Below are 19,412 nucleotides of genomic sequence, written 5' to 3'. Positions count from 1 at the left end.
AGCGTCTAATTTAATACTTTATGTATATATAACGCGATTCTTCCCCCTCGCCAACCCTTTTCTGTGTTTCGGGATCACAGTTTGAGCAACCGTAAATCCAATAAAAAAGCCGCGCTGAAGGTATTCAACACGGCTTTTTCGCCATCGGCTAACCTGTGGTTTTCTCAGGTCATTCGTTCAGACGACGGATATTTTCCACGATCCGCTTTTGTATGGTTGTAAGCGTTGGCAGGGTAATGTGTCCGGGATACAGGTCGTTCGCTATCTCACTGAATCTGGCTGCCACCGTACAAATCTTCGCAATGATTTCGGCCACCTTCTCCGGCATTAACTCCGCTTCCTGTTCACCCAGCGCCTGCAGATGTTTTCTTCCGATATCTAATGCCTCGCCCATAACATCCATCTGGTGATAGCCGCCTGGCCCTTCACACCAGGTGACATCATACGCGGGAGCCAGCGTCCAGTTGCCCTCTGCGGACATCAGCCAGGCAAAATTCTTCGGATGATCGTCGCGATTATTAAACACGACGTTGAAGACCACGCGCTCAAAGGCGACGGCTTTTTCTCTGACATCATTGGTGCATATCTGGGTGGCGCGTAAAAAACTGCGATAGTCCAGTGCCCCCGGAACCTGATAATTCGCCCCGGTAAAAGAGGCCAGACTTTGCATCGGAACACGGCGATCGTTGTTGCGGTCAAAGCGGCGCGTGGCAAAGGCGGCCTGTTGATCATCCAGCGAAAAGTAAGCGGTGTCCGGGGTGGTAATCCCGCACCGACGCAGACATTCAGAGTACACCGCTTCAATGGCGCAGACTTCCGCGTGCTCATGTTGTGCCGGAAACTTGATTAACCAACTTTCGCATCCGGGTTGCGGCGACGTGGTGAATTTTTTAGTGACAGTGTCACGATAAAGTAACGCCTTGGGTCTTGCGCCCTGTGGTGAGCCTCCCATTTGCAGTAACTTTTGCAGGAACTCGCCGCCCTCGCCGCTCAACACCTCCTGCACTTCAGAGGCTAACTGAATCAGGGGGATCTCCTGTGCGGTAACGGTTTCTGCTTCCGGCTGAACCGGCTGGAATGTCATGGCGCCCATCGCATTGCTGCCGATCCAGGTCAACCGCTCCAGAGGGCCAATACGCGCGGCATTGAGTCCCCGTCGTTTAAACAATCGATCCATGAGCAGCATTCCCCAGCCATCGGGTAATGCGTCATAAACGGGGCCAGGCAGACCAAGCTGATGGGCGGGAAAACCTTGTCGTAAGCGAGAACCGTTAAGCGGCAGGGTCAGCCGGGAGAGTTCGAAGCCTTTGCGCATGGCTTCATCACTGTATTCGAAGGCAATCAACGGCCGTCCCGTCACGGCGGTTGACGACATCAGTCGGCCCCAACGCCAGCGCTCCCCCCATCCTTCATAAAAGACATCAATTTGTTCAGGCATCGTCATTTTTCCTTCTCACACGCTGACGTGCTGAACTTTCCTCGTAGCGCACCATGTCATCCAGGCTCTCAATTTTCGGTTTGAACAGGTTTTCCAGTTCATCCCCTAACCCCAGCACCACGGCCACCCTGACCAGCCCCTCAAAGCCCACATTTCGTCCGGCCTCGAGATTCGACACCGTATTCACGCCAATCCCCGCGCGTGCGGCGACCTCCGCCTGCGTCATCTGTTTTGACAGGCGTTCTTTGCGTAATCGTTCGCAGAGAAGTTTGACGATTTCAACAGGCGTTTTGAGCATTAAATCCATAATAAGGTGTCTTATCTCGCTTAATTGCACTTTACCCACAATATTATAGAGTTAATAACGCACCTGCGCAAACCGCCATAACACCCAAAATAAAATAATTAAGTGCATTAATGCGATTTAATACACTTAATATTGGAGTTAACTGGCTGTGACAGGTTCCGGCAGTCTGAACGACGAAACCAGTAGCGCCAGTTGCTCCGCCTCTTCTTTCAGCACCTGGGTACGCGTCGTCGCATCGTCGATAAGTGAAGCGTTCTGCTGAACCGTACTGTCCATTTCGGTGACGGCCATCGTCACTTCAGAAACCCCTTTGCGCTGTTCTTCCCCCGCAACACGGATCTCCCCCATCAACTGCCTTACCTGTCGCACATTGCTGACCAGTTCTTCCAGTCGGTCACCCGCATGATGAATTTGCTGACTTCCGCTCCCCACATGCGAAACCGATTCATCTATCAAGGTTTTGATCTCTTGCGCGGCAGTGGCGCTACGCTGCGCCAGCGTACGCACTTCGGAGGCGACAACCGCAAAACCCCGCCCGGCATCGCCAGCCCGTGCGGCCTCAACCGCCGCATTGAGCGCCAGGATATTGGTCTGGAATGCGATGCTGTCGATCACCGCCACAATCTCGACCATCCGCCCGGATGACGCGCTGACGTTGTCCATGGTTGAAATCACCCCCTGCATCACATCGCCGCAGCGGTTCGCGGTTTGCGCGGTGCTTTCGGACAGCTCATCTGCCAACTGGGTATTGCCTGAGTTTTGATGCACGGTCGCATTTAACTGTTCCATCGCCGCCGCACTCTCCTCAAGCGCTGCTGCTTGCTGAGTAACACGCGTGGATAACTCCGTATTGCTGTCTGCCAGACTGACGGCGTTATTGGCAACCACGACGCTACTGCTACGCACGTTGATCAAAATGGCGGCTATTTTGTCGACGAAAAGGTTGAATGCCTGGGCGATATCAGAAATTTCATCTTTCCCGCGAACGTCCAGACGTCGGGTGAGATCGCCTTCCCCCTGAGCAATATCATCCAGGGCGCGACGGGTATCATCCAGCCGGGAGATAAGCCGACGCACCACCAGCCATGCCCCCACCAGCAACAGCGTCATAATCGGGATCAGGACTTCAAGAACATCCTGCATCATCACTTTCGCCAGCCCGACAATGCGTTCTTGCGGCGTGACCAGACCGACCACCCAACCGGTGTCAGCCATCGGGAACAGCATGACCCGTGAAGGGGCGTTTAGGATGTTGTCATGTTCGAGCGCGAGAGAGGTCACCTGTGCGCTGCCGCGTAGCGATTTCAGGCTCTCTGCCACCGGCGTCAGCCAGTAAGAAGTGCTGAGCAGATCGCGAAACGTTTTGTATTTTGCCGGGTCAGCCTGCGGGAAATAGAGAATTTGCCCCTGCTTATCCACCACAAAGGCGTAGCCACCGGTGCTATTACCCTGTTGCTGCATAAACGTCGCGACATTATCCAGACGGATATCGGTGGTGGCGACGCCAGCAAACGCGCCTGCGTGACGATAAGGAATGCTACAGGTCACCATATTGACGCCGGAGATCGCATCCCGATAAACATCAGACCACACACAGGTTTCCTGCGAATGCCCTTTTGCCTGCTGATACCAGTTTTCGCTGTGGTAGCCGTTGCCGCCGGGCACGTTATAGTCATCTGAAAACACCAGCTTTCCTTCGGCGTTACGCGACCAGAAAAAACTGCGACGTTCTACACCTTGCGTAAAGGCATCCGGTTCTGGCCAGATCCCGCCGCCGGTAATCATGGCGTTATTCTGCTCGCCAATAAGATGGGGAACCACACTGCGATAAAGCGCCTCATCATTGGGAAGCACTTCGGCCATCCGCGCGAGGGTGACGGTTTCCCCTTCAATACGGGATAAGACAGTACTGAGATGCCGGGTCAGACCTTGTCCCGTCTCCTCTATAAGGGCGGAATTGATCTCGATGACCCGTGGCTGACCGCGCCACAGCATAATCGCCACGATGACCAGCGTGGTGACGACCAACAGCAAAATGCCGCCGAGAGTTAAACGGGTAGAAATACGTGAGGGATACCAGGCCATACAAACTCCTTATGTAAAAGGCGAACGTTTAACCAGTATCGGCACCTCAATTTATATCTTTATAGCGCTTGAGGGATAAAGCATTGAGGGGTTTTAGCTTCTTGCACGTGACAATGTCACAAATAGCAAAACCCAGCACTCTGGCTGGGTTTTAATAACGCTAAAACTTATTTAGATAATTCTTTTTTGATTTCGTCTTTAATTTTGCTTAATTCACTCTGAGGATGTTTTTTGCAAATTTCAACGGTTAACGGAACCGCCGTGGTCACGGTTTCGTCGAAGCTAACAAAGTCACCACCTTTGAAATCTTCATCTTCATTAAGCACCCAGAAAGCCACTGGTGCCATGGTTTGCGGATTCAGATCAACGAACTCCTGGCAGCGCATATCTTTGGGGGTGACGTCTTTTTTTGCGTTATCTGTTGCTGCACTTACGCTTACACTGGTCAACAGCGCCGCCACTAAAATACCTGCTGTAGAAAGGGAGAACTTATTCATTTTTGTGACTCCATAAACACAATAATTAATATCTACACACGCGCTTTAAACCGTTAATGTAGGACGAAATAAATAATACCCCAGACGTTTCAGGAATAAAGTCAGTCGCAGTTGTTATGGCTATTATTGATATTTCCGGTGACTGATTTTTATGTCTCAGGCATTAAAGCATCCCGCGCTTTGTGATCGTGTCTACGAATTCAACATATTCCGCCCCCGCCGCTACAGCCGTTGCACCAAAAGTGAACTACGCTGCACAAATGTTGATCATTAGTTAATTAAAAATTACCGAAATTTAACAAAAAAGGCGTCGGGACGACGGTCGATGGCATGGCACGCGTCCTGCATTGTTAATCAGATAACAACAACGCGGTATCTGACAGCGACTTAACAGCGAGACGGTAATGACAGCGAAACCTGAGTTATTTGCCCGCATTGAACGCACATTCAGCCAGCAAACGCCAAGCGAAAAGCGTGTTGCAGGCTGGCTGTTGAGCCATGCAGCGCAGATCCCCTTTGAAACAGCAGACGGCATCGCCAAAGCCACCGGCACCAGCGGGATAACGGTAGGACGCTATTTGCGTAAACTCGGTTTTCGCAATCTGGAGGATGCCAAAGCGAGTCTGCGCGAACTCCCCGCCATCCCCTATCAGCCCTGGGGAATGAACGAGCGTCTGGGGTCGTGGCAGCAACAACAGCGGTTGCCGGACAGAGCGCAACAGTCATTGTCGCTGGAAATTGACGCCATTAGTCACGTCTATCAACTGGCGCAAAGTGAAACGTTTTTACGGATTGCACAGCGACTGGCGCACGCAGAAGCCGTCTACATTCTGGGGATCCAGTCGACTCGCGGTATCGCGAATGCATTTTTTAGCCATCTGGAATATCTGCGTCCTAAAGTGAGTTACTCCGAAGGGTTGTCAGGGAGTTGGGTGGAATCGCTGAATTCCGGGTTTACGCAGCCTTATGTGGTGATTACCGACACCCGCGCCTACTCCGCTACCGCACGGCACTACTGTCGCGTAGCCAGTGAACGGCACATTCCGCTGGCGCTGGTCACCGATGTCTGGTGTCCGTGGGCAAGAGATTATTCCATTGATTTATTGCAGGTAAAAACCGATACCGGGCATTTCTGGGATTCCCTGGCGCCCGTTAGCTGTCTGTTCAACTTATTACTCTCCAGTGTGGTTGAGCTGTTGGGCGATTCCCTCGCCGAACGCTTACACACCAACCGTCAATTACAACAAGAATTTGGTCAATTCGAACAATAAACAGGAACTGTGCTATGTCAGAAAACCCCGTACTGCGCGATGTCGCGGCGATCTTCCCGTCGCTGCATATCGATCTCAAATACGCCACGGCCGATAACCTCACCGGCGCGCCCATTTATCGGGAAGCGCGTTGCCTGTTACACAAAGACGCCGTTGCTGCGCTGGCAAAAAGCATCAGCATTGCGCAACTGGCGGGCTTATCTCTGGTGGTGTACGACGCCTACCGCCCCCAGCAGGCGCAATCCATTCTGTGGGAGGTCTGCCCTGACCCGCAGTATGTGGTGGATGTGGCAATCGGGTCGAATCACAGCCGTGGCACCGCTATCGACGTCACGCTGAAGGACGCAAACGGTCAGGTGCTTGATATGGGCGCGGGTTTTGACGAAATGCACGACCGTTCTCACGCGTATCACCCGTCGGTGCCGCCGCAGGCACAGCGAAATCGCCTGCTGCTGAACGCGATTATGTTCGGTGGCGGTTTTGTCGGGATCAGCAGCGAATGGTGGCATTTTGAGTTACCTGCCGCCGCGAAATACCCCTTACTCGACGACTGCATTGCCTGTTTTTCACCCACAACAACACAACACACACTTTAATTCTGGAGCAAGGTCATGAAGACAACAATGACATTAACCTCGCTGTTTCGCCCCGCATTGATCGCCGCAGCTCTGGCAATGGCGTTGCCTGCTCAGGCTGCCGTTCCCAAAGATATGCTGGTGATCGGCAAAGCGGCCGATCCGCAAACCCTCGACCCGGCGGTCACCATCGACAACAACGACTGGACGGTGACCTATCCCTCGTATCAGCGCCTGGTGCAGTACAAAACAGAGGGCGGCAAAGGCTCTACCGAGGTGGAAGGCGATCTGGCGAGCGGCTGGAAAGCCTCTGACGATCAAAAGGAGTGGACTTTCACGCTCAATAACGAGGCCAAATTTGCCGATGGTACACCGGTGACCGCCGAGGCGGTGAAACTCTCGTTTGAGCGCCTGTTGAAGATGGGCCAGGGGCCAGCGGAAGCCTTCCCGAAAGATTTGAAAGTGGAGGCGCTTGACGATCATACGGTGAAATTTACGCTGACTCAGCCGTTTGCGCCGTTCTTGTATACGCTGGCTAACGATGGTGCCTCTATCATCAATCCGGCGGTGTTGAAAGAACATGCGACGGACGATGCGCGCGGTTTTCTGGCGCAGAAAACAGCGGGTTCCGGGCCCTTTATGCTGAAAAGCTGGCAGAAAGGCCAGCAATTGATCCTGGTGCCGAACCCCCATTACGCGGGCGCGAAACCGGCGTTTAAACGTGTGTCGGTGAAAATCATTGGCGAGAGCGCTTCCCGTCGCCTGCAACTGTCGCGTGGGGACATCGATATTGCGGATGCCTTACCGGTTGATCAGCTCACCGCGTTAAAACAGGAAGGCAACGTTGCGGTGGCCGAATATCCGTCATTGCGGGTGACTTATCTCTATCTCAACAACAGTAAAGCGCCGTTGAATCAGGTTGATTTGCGCCGCGCTATCTCCTGGTCAACAGACTATCCGGGCATGGTGAACGGTATTCTGAGCGGTAACGGCAAGCAGATGCGCGGGCCGATCCCGGAAGGCATGTGGGGCTATGACGCCAATGCGATGCAGTACAGTTCCGACGAAGCAAAAGCAAAAGCCGCCTGGGAGAACGTTGCCGCCAAACCGAAGACCCTTAGCTTCCTCTATTCGGATAACGATCCAAACTGGGAACCGATCGCCCTCGCAACCCAGGCCAGCCTCAGTAAGCTGGGTATCCAGGTGAAGCTGGAAAAACTGGCGAATGCCACCATGCGTGACCGCGTTGGCAAAGGGGATTATGACATTGCGATTGGTAACTGGAGCCCGGATTTCGCCGATCCCTACATGTTTATGAACTACTGGTTTGAATCCGATAAGAAAGGATTGCCGGGCAACCGCTCCTTCTATGAAAACGCCGACGTCGACAAACTGCTGCGTAGCGCGCTGGCCACCACCGACCAGACGGTGAGGACGAAGGATTACCAACAGGCGCAAACCATCGTGATTGACGAAGCCGCTTACGTTTATCTGTTCCAGAAAAACTACCAGTTGGCGATGAACAAAGAGGTTAAAGGCTTTGTATTCAACCCGATGCTGGAACAGGTGTTCAATATTTCTACGATGAGCAAATAAGCCACGTTGATGCGGAGCCGTACTGGCTCCGCAAGGGGAAGCCAATGACGTTCTGGACTATTTTACGTCAGCGATGCTGGGGACTCGTCCTGGTGGTCGCTGGGGTTTGCGTGATTACCTTTATTATTTCGCACCTGATTCCTGGCGACCCTGCGCGCCTGCTGGCAGGCGATCGCGCCAGTGACGAGATTGTGGAGAATATTCGCCAGCAGTTAGGGCTTAACCAGCCGCTGTATATTCAGTTCTTTCGCTATGTGAGCGATCTCTTTCATGGCGATCTGGGCACCTCGATTCGTACCGGACGCCCGGTGATGGACGAACTGCGCGTCTTCTTCCCTGCGACGCTGGAACTGGCGTTTTGTTCGTTGCTGCTGGCGCTGATTATCGGTATTCCGCTGGGCATTTTATCTGCCGTCTGGCGCAACCGTTGGCTGGATCATCTGGTGCGTCTGATGGCCATTACCGGCATTTCAACCCCCGCATTCTGGCTGGGACTTGGCGTGATTGTGCTGTTTTACGGTCATCTGCAAATTCTGCCCGGCGGTGGACGGCTCGATGACTGGCTGGATCCGCCGAATCACGTCACCGGGTTTTATCTGATCGATGCCCTGCTGGAAGGCAATGGCGAGGTCTTTTTCAATGCGCTGCAACACCTGATTTTACCCGCCCTGACCCTCGCCTTTGTGCATCTTGGCATTGTGGCGCGTCAAATTCGCTCCGCGATGCTGGAACAACTGAGCGAGGATTATATTCGTACGGCGCGCGCCAGCGGCCTGCCCGGCTGGTACATCGTGCTGTGCTATGCGCTGCCTAACGCGTTGATCCCGTCCATTACCGTTCTGGGACTGGCGTTGGGCGACTTGCTCTACGGCGCGGTACTCACCGAAACGGTGTTTGCCTGGCCGGGGATGGGCGCCTGGGTCGTAACGTCTATTCAGGCGCTCGACTTCCCTGCCGTGATGGGCTTTGCCGTGGTGGTCTCTTTTGCTTACGTGCTGGTAAATCTGCTCGTGGATTTACTCTACCTGTGGATCGATCCCCGTATTGGTCGCGGAGGTGCTGAATGATGTTAACCGAGGAAACGCAGACGCCACCGCAAACCACCCGTCGTCGCACCGACTGGGCGAAGCTGTGGTGGCTTATCAAAGGCAGTCCGCTGACGCTGATTGGCGGCGTCATTATCGTTCTGATGCTGCTGTTGATGGTGCTTTCGCCGTGGATAACGCCCTATAACCCGAACGCCATCGATTTAACCGCCCGCCTGCTGGCGCCTTCTGCCCGCCACTGGTTTGGCACCGATGAAGTCGGACGCGATCTGTTCAGCCGCGTCCTGGTGGGCAGCCAGCAATCTATCGTTGCCGGTCTGGTGGTGGTCGGTATTGCGGGCGGCATCGGTTCGCTGCTCGGCTGTTTATCGGGCGTGATGGGAGGGCGAGCCGATGCCGTCATCATGCGCATGATGGACATTATGTTGTCGATTCCCTCGCTGGTACTCACCATGGCGCTGGCGGCCGCCCTCGGCCCCAGTCTGTTTAACGCCATGATGGCGATCGCCATTGTCCGTATCCCGTTTTATGTGCGCCTCGCGCGCGGGCAAACGCTGGTTGTCCGTCAGTACGCCTATGTGCAGGCGGCACGAACCTATGGCGCATCACGCTGGCATCTGATCAGTTGGCACATTTTGCGCAATTCGCTGCCGCCGCTGATTGTTCAGGCCTCGCTGGATATCGGCAGCGCGATCCTGATGGCCGCGACGCTGGGCTTTATTGGCCTCGGCGCACAACAGCCGAGCGCAGAATGGGGCGCGATGGTGGCGATTGGCCGTAATTATGTTCTCGACCAGTGGTGGTATTGCGCCTTCCCCGGCGCGGCGATCCTCATCACCGCCGTGGGATTTAATCTGTTTGGCGACGGTATTCGCGATCTGCTTGACCCCAAAGCCGGAGGAAAACAGTCATGACGCAACCCGTACTGGAAATTGAAGATCTGCATTTGAGTTTTCCGGGCTACAAAAGTGAAGTTCATGCGCTTAACCGGGTGTCGTTGCATATTCAGCGTGGCGAAATTGTTGGCGTGGTTGGCGAGTCGGGCTCCGGTAAATCGGTGACCGCGATGCTGGCGATGCGTTTGCTGCCTGAAGGCAGCTATCGCATTCATCAGGGACGCGTCTCGTTACTGGGGGAAGATGTCCTGAACGCCAGTGAAAAACAGATGCGCCAATGGCGTGGTGCGCGAGTGGCGATGATTTTCCAGGAGCCGATGACCGCGCTGAATCCGACCCGCCGCATTGGGCAACAGATGGTTGAGGTTATCCGCCACCACCAGCCAATGCGCCGTTACGATGCGCGGCAGAAAGCCATCGCGTTGCTGGAAGAGATGCAAATCCCGGACGCCGCGCAGGTGATGTCGCGATTCCCGTTTGAACTCTCCGGCGGTATGCGCCAGCGTGTGATGATCGCGCTGGCCTTCTCCTGCGAGCCGGAACTGATCATCGCCGATGAACCCACCACCGCGCTGGATGTGACGGTTCAACTTCAGGTGTTGCGCTTACTCAAACATAAAGCGCGCGCCAGCGGGACTGCCGTGTTGTTTATCAGCCATGATATGGCGGTGGTGTCGCAACTGTGTGACAGGCTGTATGTCATGTATGCGGGCAGTGTTATCGAAAGCGGCCCGACGGAAAACGTGATTCGCCACCCCACGCATCCTTATTCCATCGGTTTGTTGAAATGCGCCCCGGAACACAGCCAGCCTCGCGAGGCGCTGCCCGCGATCCCCGGAACCGTACCGAATCTGACTCATTTACCCACCGGATGCGCTTTTCGCGAGCGCTGTTTTGCCGCTGGACGGCAGTGTGATGTTATCCCGCCGATGCGCCGCACCGGCGACACGACGCAGCAATCTGCCTGCTGGTATCCGCAACTGGAGACAACGCATGTCTGATATTTTACTGGCGCTACAGGATGTGCACGTCAATTTCCCGGCCCGCAGCAACTGGCTGGGGCGCGTCACCGAACGGGTTCACGCCCTGAACGGACTGGATTTGCAGATCCGCGAAGGCGAAACCCTTGGCATTGTCGGAGAGTCCGGCTGCGGCAAAAGCACGCTGGCGCAGTTGTTGATGGGGATGCTGAAACCCAGTCAGGGCGAATGCTCCCGGGCAAAGGTACAGGGTCGCGGGTCAGCCAACGGGATGCAGATGGTGTTCCAGGATCCGCTCTCCTCGCTCGACCCCCGATTGCCGGTCTGGCGGATCATCACCGAACCGGTTTGGATCCAAAAACATAACAGCGAGCGGGAACGCCGTGCGCTGGCAGAAGAGCTGGCGCTGTTGGTAGGCATTCGTCCTGAGTATCTCGATCGTCTTCCCCACGCGTTTTCCGGCGGGCAACGCCAGCGTATCGCTATCGCGCGGGCGCTCTCCTCTGAGCCGGACGTGATTGTGCTGGATGAACCCACGTCGGCGCTGGATATCTCCGTACAGGCGCAAATCCTCAATCTGCTGGTTGCGCTTCAGGCCCGCAGAAACCTGACCTATGTGTTGATCTCACATAACGTGTCGGTGGTCAGGCACATGAGCGATCGCGTCGCGGTGATGTATCTTGGGCAAATTGTTGAACTGGGTGATGCCCGGCAGGTGTTAACCTCGCCCGCACATCCCTATACGCGCTTGTTACTGGATTCAGTACCGAAAACAGGCGCGCCGCTGGCGGAAGATCTCGTGTTACGCAAAACCGAGCTTCCCGGTAATCGCACCCTGCCGCAGGGCTGTTTTTTTCGCGATCGTTGCCCGTTAGCGACGCAGGGATGCGAGAAAAAACAGGCGCTACTCCCGCAAGACACGGGGCATGATGTGCGCTGTTGGCGGGCGCTTGAGGATCGTTGATGCCCGGTTTGCGTCAGGCGTTGTAGGCTTTTTTCAGGGTTTCCATCAGCGCCTGGGCCGCCGTTGACAGTTTTTGATGCGCCGCGCACAGCACTCCCACCCGACGCTCAATCACCGGCCCGTCGAGATCCAGACATGCTGCACCCAGTTCGGTCATTTGGGTGCGGCACAACGCGGGTACTGCGCTGCCGCCCAACCCGTTCGCGACAAGACGTCCGATAGTCACCAGTTGGTGACTTTCGAGCGCCACTTCCAGCGGTCGACCGCTTTGCGCCAGTTTCTCTTCTAACATCAGGCGAACCGCAGAGGGGCGCTGTAACGCAATGAAATCCAGACTCAACAGCTCTCGCCAGCAAATACGTTTTCGGGCGGCCAGTTTACTGTCAGGTGGAACAATGGCGATAAAGCGATCCATCCCCAGTGGCGTAAAATGGAGGTGCCCGGAAAACTCCGGTTCAAACGCAATCCCCATCTCCACCCGCCCTTCACTGACCATCTCAATCACCTGTTCATTAATCACATCGTGGACGGTGACATTGATCCCGGAATAGCGATCGCGGAACGTTTTCAGCACCGGCGGTAAAACATTGGCGGCAAATGACGGCATGGCGGCAACGGAGACTTTTCCGCGCTGTAAGGTAAACCGCTGACGCATCGCCTCTTCGGTGTTTTCCCAGTCGGCGAGCAGTTGCCGCGCCATGGTCAGAAACGTTTCCCCTTCCTGCGTCAGCGTGACTTTGCGGGTCGTTCGTAACAGCAGCGCCCCACCAAGCGCATCTTCCAGCCCTTTAATGGCCAGACTCAGTGCAGGCTGCGACATATTCAGCCTTTCACTGGCATGAGCAAAATTAAGAGTGTGAGCTACCGCTAAAAACGCGCGTAACTGTTTGATGCTCATTCTCATTTTTCTTCTCTTTAACTTATTGAATACGTTTAATTAACATTAAATTGATAAAAAAACCAAATGAGTGAGTCACAAATTTAAAATTAACAAATCATTTTTCGCCCCTAATGATGTCGGCAAGGTTAACAGGAGGGGCAAGTGTATGGCTGGACTGGATAAACGGGTTGCCACCTATAAAGAGGCACTGGAAGGACTGACCGACAACATGACGCTGCTGGCGGGCGGGTTTGGTTTATGCGGCATTCCGGAGAACCTGATCGAGGAGGTTCGCCGCCGGGGTGTCAAGGGGTTAACGGTCGTTTCGAATAACTGCGGCGTGGACGGTTTCGGGCTTGGCGTCCTGCTGGACAACCGCCAGGTACGCAAAGTCGTTGCCTCGTATGTGGGTGAAAATGCGCTGTTCGAAAAACAGGTATTGAGCGGTGAACTGGATGCCGTGCTGACACCACAAGGCACGCTGGCTGAGCAACTGCGTGCTGGCGGCGCGGGCATTCCCGCCTTCTTTACCGCTACCGGCTACGGTACGCCCGTCGCTGAAGGCAAAGAGGTGCGTGAATTTGACGGTCGTCCTTACATCATGGAACGGGCGATCACCGGGGATTTCGCGTTGGTTAAAGGCTGGAAAGCCGACTGGTACGGGAACGTGATTTACCGCCATACCGCGCAAAACTTCAATCCCTTAGTGGCCGCCGCCGGGCGAATCACGGTGGTGGAAGTTGAAGAAATTGTCGCTCCTGGCGAGCTTGATCCCGCCGCCATCCATACCCCCGGTATTTTCGTCAACCGCATTATCCAGGGGCATTTCGAGAAACGTATTGAACAACGCACCCTGCGGGCCTAAGGAGTCTGACCATGTTAACGCGTGAACAAATGGCGATGCGTGTCGCCCGCGAACTGCGCGACGGTTACTACGTGAATCTGGGGATTGGCATCCCGACGCTGGTCGCGAACTACATTCCCGACGGAATGGATGTGATGTTGCAGTCAGAAAACGGTTTGCTGGGCATGGGCGTATTTCCGACGGAAAGCGAACTCGACGCCGACATGATCAATGCCGGGAAACAGACCGTGACGGCCCGCAAAGGGGCGGCAATTTTCGATTCTGCGCAGTCGTTCGCCATGATCCGTGGCGGTCACGTCGATCTGACGGTGCTCGGCGCGTTTGAAGTCGACGTCAACGGCAGCATCGCCTCGTGGATGATCCCCGGCAAGATGGTGAAAGGGATGGGCGGCGCAATGGATCTGGTTGCCGGCGCCGAGAACATCATCGTCGTCATGACCCACGCCTCCAAAAATGGCGAATCCAAATTACTGCCTGCCTGTACCCTGCCGCTGACCGGCGTGGGATGTATCAAACGTGTTCTGACCGACCTGGCGTTGCTCGACATCGCCGATGGCGCGTTCATTCTGCGCGAACGTGCTCCTGGCGTCAGCGTGGAAGAGATAGTCGAGAAAACCGCGGGCAAGCTGATCGTTGCGGATCAGGTTCCTGAAATGCACTTTGCCTGAGGAGAACATCATGCAGGACGTCGTCATTGTCGCGGCAACGCGAACACCGATTGGCAGTTTTCATGGCGCGCTGGCGCCCCTTTCCGCCGTCGAACTCGGCGCGGCGGTCATTAAAGCCTTGCTGGAGAAAACCGCCGTTTCGCCTGAACTGATTGATGAAGTGATTTTGGGTCAGGTACTCACCACCGGCAGCGGACAAAACCCGGCAAGGCAAAGTGCGTTGAACGCCGGTTTACCCGTCACAACCACTGCCGTGACCGTCAATCTGGTCTGCGGTTCCGGGCTAAAAGCGGTACATCAGGCTGCGCAAGCGATTCGTTGCGGCGATGCGGAAATCGTCATTGCCGGGGGACAAGAAAGCATGAGCAATGCCCCCTATTTTCTCGACGGCGCCCGCGCCGGATTACGCCTGGGTCACACCAGTCTGAAAGACAGCGTGGTGCATGACGGGTTGTGGGACGCCTTCAACGATTACCATATGGGCATTACCGCCGAAAATCTGGCGGAAAGGTTCGCCATTAGCCGGGAGCGTCAGGACGCCTTCGCCCTGCGCTCGCAGAAACTGGCAGCCGCCGCGATGGAATCCGGGTGCTTTGTCGCAGAAATCACCCCGGTGAGCGTTCCGCAGGGCAAAAAACCGCCGCGTCTGGTCACGGCCGATGAGCAACCAAGACCGGACACCGCCGCTGAAAAACTGGCACAGCTCAAACCGGCATTTCGCCCAGGGACTGGCACCGTCACGGCGGGAAATGCCTCTTCTCTCAACGACGGCGCGGCGGCGGTGATGATGATGAGCGCCGGTAAAGCGCAAGCGCTGAATCTGCCGGTTCTCGCACGTATCTCCGGTTATGCGGTTTCCGGCGTTGACCCGTCGATCATGGGTATTGGCCCGGTGAATGCCAGTATCGAGTGCTTGTCCCGTGCGGGCTGGGCGCTTAACGACGTTGATCTTATCGAAGCCAATGAAGCCTTTGCCGCCCAGGCACTGGCGGTCGGCGATTCGCTGCAATGGGACAATGACAAGGTCAATGTCAACGGCGGCGCGATTGCGCTGGGCCATCCAATTGGCGCATCTGGCTGCCGTATTCTGGTGACGCTGCTGCATGAAATGGCGCGCCGTGATGTTGCCAAAGGGCTGGCGACGCTGTGCGTCGGCGGCGGCCAGGGCGTGGCGCTGGCGGTGGAACGCCCAACGGGAGTCCATCATGCAAAGTAACCGTTTCGCCGTTCTCGGCGCAGGATTGATGGGCGTCGGGATTGCCACCCACTTTGCCCGTTACGGGCATGAAGTTCGGCTGTTTGATACCGATAGCGCCAGAATTGCCGAAATTAGCGCCGTTGCTGGCTCAATTCTTGATGAGCTGATCGCCACCGGGCAATGTTCGCCCGAGGATAAAACGGCGGTGATTCGCCGACTGAAAGGCACCACTACGCTTCAGGATGTCGCCTCCTCGCATGTTCTGGTCGAAGCCATTCCTGAGCGTCTCGAGCTTAAACATGCGCTGTATGCGCAACTGGAAGCGTGCATTAGTACCGACACGGTGATCGCCAGTAACACCAGCGGATTGCCGCCGGACGCGCTGGCCGCGCCCCTGAAGCACCCTGAACGCTTGTTGATTGCCCATTTCTGGCATCCGCCCCACTTTATCCCGCTGGTTGAAATTGTGCCCGGCACCGCCACCCGGCCAGAATTGACGGGCTGGCTGCAACACCTTCTGCTCGACATGCAACTGGAAGCGGTGGTGCTCGATCGCGCCGCGCCCGGGTTTGTCGGTAATCGTCTGCAATTCGCCCTGCTGCGTGAAGCACTGCATATCGTGAAAAGCGGGATTGCCAGCGCCGAGGTGGTTGATCAGGTGATGCGCGCGTCGTTAGGTCGCCGTTACGCCATGGTGGGGCCGCTGGAGGCCGCAGACATGACCGGTCTTGCCACGGTGCAGGATATTTGTCGGCATCTGCTGCCTGAACTGGCCACCGGCAGCGACATGCTGTCGCTGGTCACGGAAAAAGTGGCGCGTGGTGAGACAGGTTTACGCAGCGGTCAGGGATTTTATCGTTGGGATGACGCCCGTAAGGAGTACATCCAGCAGCGTCGGGAACATCAACTGCGGTTTGCCTTAAAACCGTAACTTCTCTTTCTGTACCCCACTATAACAATGATATTGAGGAGTCTTGATGAGTGTGTTAATCGCCCTGGCCGCGTTAGGCCTGCTAATGCTGGCAGCCTATCGTGGATACAGCGTCATCCTGTTTGCCCCCATCGCGGCATTAGGCGCTGTTCTGTTGACGGATCCGAGCGCCGTTGGCCCGACCTTTACCGGTTTATTCATGGAGAAAATGGTCGGCTTTGTAAAACTCTACTTCCCCGTCTTCTTACTGGGCGCCGTGTTTGGCAAGTTGATCGAACTGTCTGGTTTTTCCCGCTCGATAGTCGCCGCGGCAATCAACATTCTGGGGCGGCGTCACGCCATTCCGGTGATTGTGCTGGTCTGCGCGCTGCTGACCTACGGCGGGGTGTCACTCTTTGTGGTGGCGTTTGCGGTGTATCCGTTTGCGGCGGAACTGTTCAGACAAAGTAATATTCCTAAACGGCTGATCCCGGCAACGGTGGCGCTGGGGGCGTTTTCTTTTACGATGGATGCCCTGCCGGGAACGCCGCAGATCCAGAACATCATCCCGACCAGCTTTTTTGGCACCAACGCCTGGGCAGCGCCCTGGCTGGGATTAATCGGCTCGCTGTTTATCATCTGCGTCGGGCTTTTTTATCTCGAACGCCAGCGTCGCAAAGCGCAGGCGAAAAACGAAGGGTACGGTAGCAACCTGCTCAATGAGCCGGAAACACCGGATAATATCAATCTGCCGAACCCGATCATCGCCATTTCGCCACTGATTCTGGTGGGGGTGTTTAACCTGTTGTTTACCCGCTGGATCCCGCAGTGGTACGGTGCAACACATCAACTGGAGCTTCCAGGACTTGCCAAGCCAATAACCACTGAAGTGGGGAAAATCACCGCGATTTGGGCCGTTGAGGCGGCGCTGATTTCCGGGATCATCCTGGTGGTGGTGTTCGGCTATCGCAATATTCATGGCCGTATGGCAGAAGGCAGCAAAACCGCGGTTGGCGGCGCTATTCTGGCGGCAATGAATACCGCATCCGAATATGGTTTCGGCGCCGTTATCGCCGCCCTGCCGGGTTTTCTGGTGCTGTCGAAAGCGCTGGCGGCGATTCCCGATCCGCTGCTCAACGAAGCCATTAGCGTCACCACGCTTGCCGGGATCACCGGCTCGGCATCGGGTGGGATGAGTATCGCCCTGGCGGCGATGTCCGACACCTTTATTGCGGCGGCGAACGCGGCAAACATTCCGCTGGAAGTGCTACACCGCGTGGCTTCTATGGCCAGTGGCGGTATGGACACGCTGCCGCACAACGGCGCGGTGATCACGCTGCTGGCGATCACCGGATTGAGTCATCGCCAGGCTTACGGCGGAATTTTTGCCATCACCGTGATTAAAAGTCTGGCCGTACTGTTTGTTATCGGCGTCTTTTACGCCACCGGCATTGTCTGAGGAGAATCATAATGAATTTACACGGTAAAACCGCGCTGGTTACCGGTTCCACCAGCGGTATTGGTTTGGGGATTGCGCAGGTGCTCGCAAAAGCAGGCGCCAACATTATTCTCAACGGTTTTGGCGATATTGAGGCGGCAAAAGACAGCGTGGCGCAATACGGCACCACGCCGGGCTATCATGGCGCCGATCTCAGTGATGAAACACAAATCGCCGACATGATGCGCTACGCGCAAAGCGAGTTTGGCGGCGTGGATATTCTTATCAACAATGCCGGGATCCAGCATGTTTCCCCGCTTGAGAGCTTTCCGGTGGAAAAATGGAACGCCATCATTGCGATTAACCTCTCGTCTGTGTTCCACACCACGCGGCTGGCGCTGCCGGGGATGCGCGAGCGTAATTGGGGACGGATTATTAATATTGCCTCGGTACATGGACTGGTGGCGTCGAAAGAGAAATCCGCCTATGTCGCGGCAAAACACGGGGTGGTGGGACTGACCAAAACCACGGCGCTTGAAACAGCGCAAAGCGGTGTCACCTGTAACGCGCTCTGCCCTGGCTGGGTGTTGACGCCACTGGTACAGCAGCAAATCGACAAACGGATTGCCGACGGCGCCGCGCCGGAAAGCGCCCGCGATGCGCTGCTCGCAGAAAAGCAGCCTTCCCGTGAGTTTGTCACTCCTGAACAACTTGGCGAGCTGACCCTCTTTTTATGTTCCGAAGGGGCAGCCCAGGTGCGCGGTGTGGCGTGGAATATGGATGGTGGCTGGGTCGCGCAGTAAATGATGTCAGCTTATCTGGCCTACGTCATGGTAGGCCCGATAAGCGTTATGCCACCAGGCGACGGAACCGTTACGAGGTTAACTGATACTCAAGGGTGATTTCAGCCTTCAATACTTGTGAAACCGGGCACCCGGCCTTCGCTTTCTGAATAATCCCGTCAAAGGTCGACGCATCAATACCGGGCACCGCCACCACGCTGTTTAGCGCAATTTTGGTGATCGCAAAACCGGCATCCACCTTATCCAGTGAGACATCTGCCGTGGTATCAATTGCGGTTGGCGTAAACCCGGCCTCTCCCAGCATCAACGAAAGCGCCATCGAGAAACAGGCCGCATGTGCGGCGCCAATCAGCTCTTCCGGGTTGGTACCTTTGACGCCTTCAAAGCGCGTGTTAAACCCGTAAGGCTGCTGGTTCAGCACGCCGCTTTCGGTGGAAACGGTGCCTTTTCCGCGTTTAATGTCGCCTTCCCAGTGTGCCTGACCTTTCTTATGGATAGTCATTACTGCTCTCCTTAATTGTCATCGGGATAACAAGTATAGGACGCCTGTACGCAAAGCGGATAGATAAGAGAACGTTCTGAATTACCGCTTAAACATTGACCTTTCAGATAAAATGGTCGACCATCCAGTAAGCCGTTTTCGCTGAGAGCGGCTTTCTATGGGGTTGTATTTCGTCCGACATCGCGCGGGCTCATCCTTGAAACCATTAACAGGATTAAGGAGTTAGAATGAAATCGAACCGTCAGGCCCGTCATATTCTTGGACAGGACCACAAAATCTCCAACCAACGTAAATCCGTGACCGAAGGCGACAAAACCAGCGTGGTCAACAATCCAACCGGAAGAAAACGCCGCGCTGACAGCAACTAGTCCCCGCCTGTGTTGATATGACGACAAACACCATTGCCACCGCAATGGTGTTTTTGCTTATAAAACCCCTCTATCTATACACAATGCTTTATAATCTGTGCCCGATTCCCTGGCGGCAAGGCAAC

20 protein-coding genes are annotated in these 19,412 nt (G+C 55.5%); 14 read left to right on the top strand and 6 right to left on the bottom strand.

The genetic code is table 11. The annotated features are described in order from the left end of the window. Positions 1-169 precede the first annotated feature (169 nt). The 4 genes from ACO7SM_RS11230 to hdeB form a co-directional block, all read right to left on the bottom strand. A complete protein-coding gene (locus tag ACO7SM_RS11230; RefSeq protein ID WP_490467610.1) occupies positions 170-1,438 on the bottom strand; it encodes a type II toxin-antitoxin system HipA family toxin in 1,269 nt (422 codons plus the stop codon). Continuing rightward, complete coding sequence (locus ACO7SM_RS11225; protein ID WP_490467609.1) at positions 1,431-1,745, bottom strand: helix-turn-helix domain-containing protein; 315 nt, start codon at positions 1,743-1,745, stop codon at positions 1,431-1,433. Before ACO7SM_RS11225 ends, ACO7SM_RS11230 begins: the two co-directional genes overlap by 8 nt. Before the next feature lie 138 nt (positions 1,746-1,883). Continuing rightward, on the bottom strand, positions 1,884-3,830 hold the full coding sequence (locus ACO7SM_RS11220) for a methyl-accepting chemotaxis protein (protein ID WP_490467608.1): 1,947 nt from the start codon (positions 3,828-3,830) through the stop codon (positions 1,884-1,886). 167 nt (positions 3,831-3,997) lie between these two features. Continuing rightward, the gene (gene hdeB, locus ACO7SM_RS11215) at positions 3,998-4,327 is read right to left on the bottom strand and encodes an acid-activated periplasmic chaperone HdeB (RefSeq protein ID WP_490467607.1); all 330 of its coding nucleotides are present in this window, start codon (positions 4,325-4,327) and stop codon (positions 3,998-4,000) included. Positions 4,328-4,731: 404 nt separating this feature from the next. Here hdeB and ACO7SM_RS11210 point away from each other — a divergent pair, with 404 nt between their 5' ends. From ACO7SM_RS11210 to ACO7SM_RS11180, 7 genes are read left to right on the top strand one after another with little or no spacing between them, the layout of a single operon-like run. Next, complete coding sequence (locus ACO7SM_RS11210; protein ID WP_490467606.1) at positions 4,732-5,598, top strand: MurR/RpiR family transcriptional regulator; 867 nt, start codon at positions 4,732-4,734, stop codon at positions 5,596-5,598. Positions 5,599-5,612: 14 nt separating this feature from the next. Continuing rightward, positions 5,613-6,194, top strand: a complete 582-nt coding sequence (gene ddpX / locus ACO7SM_RS11205) for a D-alanyl-D-alanine dipeptidase (RefSeq protein WP_490467605.1) — start codon at positions 5,613-5,615, stop codon at positions 6,192-6,194. A 27-nt stretch (positions 6,195-6,221) separates the two neighbouring features. After that, positions 6,222-7,769: an ABC transporter substrate-binding protein gene (locus ACO7SM_RS11200; protein ID WP_490470929.1), complete on the top strand. Its 1,548-nt coding sequence runs from the start codon at positions 6,222-6,224 to the stop codon at positions 7,767-7,769. A 44-nt stretch (positions 7,770-7,813) separates the two neighbouring features. Further along, a complete protein-coding gene (locus ACO7SM_RS11195) occupies positions 7,814-8,836 on the top strand; it encodes an ABC transporter permease (protein ID WP_192612206.1) in 1,023 nt (340 codons plus the stop codon). Beyond that, positions 8,833-9,729 (top strand): D,D-dipeptide ABC transporter permease, encoded by an 897-nt coding sequence (ddpC, locus tag ACO7SM_RS11190; RefSeq protein WP_490467604.1) that lies wholly within the window; start codon positions 8,833-8,835, stop codon positions 9,727-9,729. The genes ACO7SM_RS11195 and ddpC overlap by 4 nt, the downstream gene beginning before the upstream one ends. Beyond that, positions 9,726-10,712 carry an ABC transporter ATP-binding protein gene (locus ACO7SM_RS11185; protein WP_490467603.1) on the top strand — a complete coding sequence of 329 codons (987 nt, stop codon included), beginning with the start codon at positions 9,726-9,728 and terminating at the stop codon, positions 10,710-10,712. Before ddpC ends, ACO7SM_RS11185 begins: the two co-directional genes overlap by 4 nt. Further along, the gene (locus ACO7SM_RS11180) at positions 10,705-11,655 is read left to right on the top strand and encodes an ABC transporter ATP-binding protein (protein WP_490467602.1); all 951 of its coding nucleotides are present in this window, start codon (positions 10,705-10,707) and stop codon (positions 11,653-11,655) included. Before ACO7SM_RS11185 ends, ACO7SM_RS11180 begins: the two co-directional genes overlap by 8 nt. Positions 11,656-11,668: 13 nt before the next feature. Here ACO7SM_RS11180 and ACO7SM_RS11175 read toward each other — a convergent pair whose 3' ends face one another. Next, the gene (locus ACO7SM_RS11175; RefSeq protein ID WP_490467601.1) at positions 11,669-12,559 is read right to left on the bottom strand and encodes a LysR family transcriptional regulator; all 891 of its coding nucleotides are present in this window, start codon (positions 12,557-12,559) and stop codon (positions 11,669-11,671) included. Between the two features lie 142 nt (positions 12,560-12,701). On the opposite strand from ACO7SM_RS11175, the gene ACO7SM_RS11170 reads away from it, so the two are divergent. The 6 genes from ACO7SM_RS11170 to ACO7SM_RS11145 are packed head-to-tail and all read left to right on the top strand — an operon-like array spanning position 12,702 to position 18,417. Further along, positions 12,702-13,400, top strand: a complete 699-nt coding sequence (locus ACO7SM_RS11170) for a CoA transferase subunit A (RefSeq protein ID WP_490467600.1) — start codon at positions 12,702-12,704, stop codon at positions 13,398-13,400. An 11-nt stretch (positions 13,401-13,411) separates the two neighbouring features. Further along, positions 13,412-14,068, top strand: a complete 657-nt coding sequence (locus ACO7SM_RS11165) for a CoA transferase subunit B (protein ID WP_490467599.1) — start codon at positions 13,412-13,414, stop codon at positions 14,066-14,068. Between the two features lie 10 nt (positions 14,069-14,078). Beyond that, positions 14,079-15,284 (top strand): acetyl-CoA C-acetyltransferase, encoded by a 1,206-nt coding sequence (locus tag ACO7SM_RS11160; RefSeq protein ID WP_490467598.1) that lies wholly within the window; start codon positions 14,079-14,081, stop codon positions 15,282-15,284. Beyond that, a complete protein-coding gene (locus tag ACO7SM_RS11155) occupies positions 15,274-16,197 on the top strand; it encodes a 3-hydroxyacyl-CoA dehydrogenase family protein (RefSeq protein ID WP_490467597.1) in 924 nt (307 codons plus the stop codon). Before ACO7SM_RS11160 ends, ACO7SM_RS11155 begins: the two co-directional genes overlap by 11 nt. Positions 16,198-16,240: 43 nt before the next feature. After that, on the top strand, positions 16,241-17,635 hold the full coding sequence (locus ACO7SM_RS11150) for a GntP family permease (protein ID WP_490467596.1): 1,395 nt from the start codon (positions 16,241-16,243) through the stop codon (positions 17,633-17,635). 11 nt (positions 17,636-17,646) lie between these two features. Then, positions 17,647-18,417, top strand: a complete 771-nt coding sequence (locus ACO7SM_RS11145) for a 3-hydroxybutyrate dehydrogenase (RefSeq protein ID WP_490467595.1) — start codon at positions 17,647-17,649, stop codon at positions 18,415-18,417. A 70-nt stretch (positions 18,418-18,487) separates the two neighbouring features. Here the strand turns inward: ACO7SM_RS11145 and osmC are convergent, their stop codons facing one another. Then, complete coding sequence (gene osmC / locus ACO7SM_RS11140) at positions 18,488-18,919, bottom strand: peroxiredoxin OsmC (protein ID WP_490467594.1); 432 nt, start codon at positions 18,917-18,919, stop codon at positions 18,488-18,490. A gap of 227 nt (positions 18,920-19,146) precedes the next feature. On the opposite strand from osmC, the gene sra reads away from it, so the two are divergent. After that, positions 19,147-19,287, top strand: coding sequence for a stationary-phase-induced ribosome-associated protein (gene sra / locus ACO7SM_RS11135; RefSeq protein WP_192612217.1), 141 nt, complete (start codon positions 19,147-19,149; stop codon positions 19,285-19,287). The last annotated feature ends 125 nt before the right edge of the window (positions 19,288-19,412 follow it).

This window comes from Citrobacter sp. LJND-P06, from assembly GCF_058188415.1.
Note: the sequence above shows the minus strand (reverse complement) of the source record. Positions and strands in the feature narration are given on the sequence as shown.

Coding starts and splice junctions, on each gene's coding strand:
- ACO7SM_RS11230 (WP_490467610.1), bottom strand. CDS start 1,438: ATGCCTGAACAAATTGATGTCTTTTATGAAGGATGGGGGGAGCGCTGG.
- ACO7SM_RS11225 (WP_490467609.1), bottom strand. CDS start 1,745: ATGGATTTAATGCTCAAAACGCCTGTTGAAATCGTCAAACTTCTCTGC.
- ACO7SM_RS11220 (WP_490467608.1), bottom strand. CDS start 3,830: ATGGCCTGGTATCCCTCACGTATTTCTACCCGTTTAACTCTCGGCGGC.
- hdeB (WP_490467607.1), bottom strand. CDS start 4,327: ATGAATAAGTTCTCCCTTTCTACAGCAGGTATTTTAGTGGCGGCGCTG.
- ACO7SM_RS11210 (WP_490467606.1), top strand. CDS start 4,732: ATGACAGCGAAACCTGAGTTATTTGCCCGCATTGAACGCACATTCAGC.
- ddpX (WP_490467605.1), top strand. CDS start 5,613: ATGTCAGAAAACCCCGTACTGCGCGATGTCGCGGCGATCTTCCCGTCG.
- ACO7SM_RS11200 (WP_490470929.1), top strand. CDS start 6,222: ATGACATTAACCTCGCTGTTTCGCCCCGCATTGATCGCCGCAGCTCTG.
- ACO7SM_RS11195 (WP_192612206.1), top strand. CDS start 7,814: ATGACGTTCTGGACTATTTTACGTCAGCGATGCTGGGGACTCGTCCTG.
- ddpC (WP_490467604.1), top strand. CDS start 8,833: ATGATGTTAACCGAGGAAACGCAGACGCCACCGCAAACCACCCGTCGT.
- ACO7SM_RS11185 (WP_490467603.1), top strand. CDS start 9,726: ATGACGCAACCCGTACTGGAAATTGAAGATCTGCATTTGAGTTTTCCG.
- ACO7SM_RS11180 (WP_490467602.1), top strand. CDS start 10,705: ATGTCTGATATTTTACTGGCGCTACAGGATGTGCACGTCAATTTCCCG.
- ACO7SM_RS11175 (WP_490467601.1), bottom strand. CDS start 12,559: ATGAGAATGAGCATCAAACAGTTACGCGCGTTTTTAGCGGTAGCTCAC.
- ACO7SM_RS11170 (WP_490467600.1), top strand. CDS start 12,702: ATGGCTGGACTGGATAAACGGGTTGCCACCTATAAAGAGGCACTGGAA.
- ACO7SM_RS11165 (WP_490467599.1), top strand. CDS start 13,412: ATGTTAACGCGTGAACAAATGGCGATGCGTGTCGCCCGCGAACTGCGC.
- ACO7SM_RS11160 (WP_490467598.1), top strand. CDS start 14,079: ATGCAGGACGTCGTCATTGTCGCGGCAACGCGAACACCGATTGGCAGT.
- ACO7SM_RS11155 (WP_490467597.1), top strand. CDS start 15,274: ATGCAAAGTAACCGTTTCGCCGTTCTCGGCGCAGGATTGATGGGCGTC.
- ACO7SM_RS11145 (WP_490467595.1), top strand. CDS start 17,647: ATGAATTTACACGGTAAAACCGCGCTGGTTACCGGTTCCACCAGCGGT.
- osmC (WP_490467594.1), bottom strand. CDS start 18,919: ATGACTATCCATAAGAAAGGTCAGGCACACTGGGAAGGCGACATTAAA.
- sra (WP_192612217.1), top strand. CDS start 19,147: ATGAAATCGAACCGTCAGGCCCGTCATATTCTTGGACAGGACCACAAA.